Below are 1647 nucleotides of genomic sequence, written 5' to 3'. Positions count from 1 at the left end.
CCTTATCGTCGGCAGCGTCAGATGTGTATAAGAGACAGGGTCAGGGCCGCGCGGGCCATGCGGGTCAGGAGGTCGCGCATCGCGGCGCGGCTGATGCGGGCCGAGTGGGGGGTCGAGTTGAGCAGGCCGAACGCCGCCTGCACCGCGGCGCGTGCCTGTGCCGGAGAGAGCTCCGGGCGGTGGGGGCGCAACGCCCGGGTCCACACGTCGATATAGGCGAGCTGGCGCTCGCGGACCCGCACCCGGGCCTGTTCCCCGAGCGATCCCCACTCGCGTTCCTGGATCACGATGAGCGAGGGCTGGGACAGCGCGAAGTCGGTGTGGAACGCGATCAGCGCTTCCAGGACGTCGTCCTCAGGAGCGCCCGCGTGCCCGGCCGGCGCATCCGTCCCGCCGCCGTGCCCGGCCCTTCCGGCACGGTCATGCCTGACCTCGTCCCCGTCGCCGCCGTGCTCCGTCAGCGCCCGCGCCCCCTCCAGCAGCCGCTCCGAGGCGTGCAGCAGGCACTGCCCGAGGATGTCCTCCTTGCCGGCGAAGTGCTTGTACAGGGCGGGCCCGGAGATGCCGACGGCGGCGCCGATGTCGCCCACGCTCACGCCGTGGAACCCGCGAGCGGCGAACAGGTCGGCCGCGGTGTCCAGGATCTGCCGGCGCCGGGGTGTCACGCGCCGCATTCTACGGTGCCGCCACGCCGCATGGTTAAAGAGTATTAACCGCGAGGCGCTATGCTGCCCCCATGGCGACCACCACTGCCGCGTCATCGCCGACGCAGCGCGACCTCGCCGCCGGGTTGCGCGAGCGGATCGCTCGCGCCGCCCAGGGCGGCCCCGCACGATCCCGCGAGAAGCACCTCGCCCGCGGCAAGCTGCTGCCGCGTGAGCGGGTGCGCCGACTGCTGGACGAGGGCAGTCCCTTCCTCGAGCTCTCCGCGCTGGCGGCGTACGGCATGTACTCGGGCGGCGCGAGCGGCAACGCCGGCGCCACCCCGAGCCCGGCCGCCGGCGCCACCCCGACCAGCACCCCCGGCGACGGCCCGGCCGCCACCCACGGCCTGTCCGACGACTACGCCGTCCCCGGCGCCGGCGTCATCGCGGGTATCGGCATCGTGGCGGGCCGGCACGTGATGGTCGTGTGCAACGACGCCACCGTCAAGGGCGGCACCTACTACCCGGCCACGGTCAAGAAGCACCTGCGCGCCCAGGAGATCGCCCGCGAGAACCGCCTGCCCTGCGTCTACCTCGTCGACTCCGGCGGCGCGTTCCTGCCGCTGCAGGACGAGGTCTTCCCCGACCGCGAGCACTTCGGCCGCATCTTCTACAACCAGGCCCGCCTGTCCGCGCAGCGCATCCCGCAGATCGCGGCCGTGCTCGGCTCCTGCACGGCCGGCGGCGCCTACGTCCCGGCGATGAGCGACGAGACCGTCATCGTCCGCGACCAGGGCACCATCTTCCTCGGCGGCCCGCCGCTCGTGAAGGCCGCCATCGGGGAGATCGTCAGCCCGGAGGAACTCGGCGGGGGAGAGCTGCACGCCCACCGCTCCGGCGTCGCCGACCACCTCGCCGACGACGACGAGCACGCCTGCGAGATCGTCCGCGACATCGTGCGCACCCTGTCTCTTATACACATCTCCGAGCCCACGAGACGGAG

At 72.8% G+C, this 1647-nt stretch carries 2 protein-coding genes; one reads left to right on the top strand and one right to left on the bottom strand.

Going from position 1 to position 1647, the window contains the following annotated elements; translation table 11 throughout:
• Nucleotides 1–17 precede the first annotated feature (17 nt).
• Nucleotides 18–674, bottom strand: coding sequence for a TetR/AcrR family transcriptional regulator (locus HGK34_RS22160; RefSeq protein WP_207193654.1), 657 nt, complete (start codon nt 672–674; stop codon nt 18–20).
• Between the two features lie 62 nt (nt 675–736).
• Here HGK34_RS22160 and HGK34_RS22155 point away from each other — a divergent pair.
• The coding region (locus tag HGK34_RS22155; protein WP_280517993.1) for a carboxyl transferase domain-containing protein at nt 737–1647 on the top strand (911 nt) is incomplete at its 3' end.

The sequence above is a fragment of the Myceligenerans indicum genome, assembly GCF_016742955.1.
Taxonomy (GTDB): domain Bacteria; phylum Actinomycetota; class Actinomycetes; order Actinomycetales; family Cellulomonadaceae; genus Myceligenerans; species Myceligenerans indicum.
This window is presented reverse-complemented; position numbering and strand designations above follow the sequence as displayed.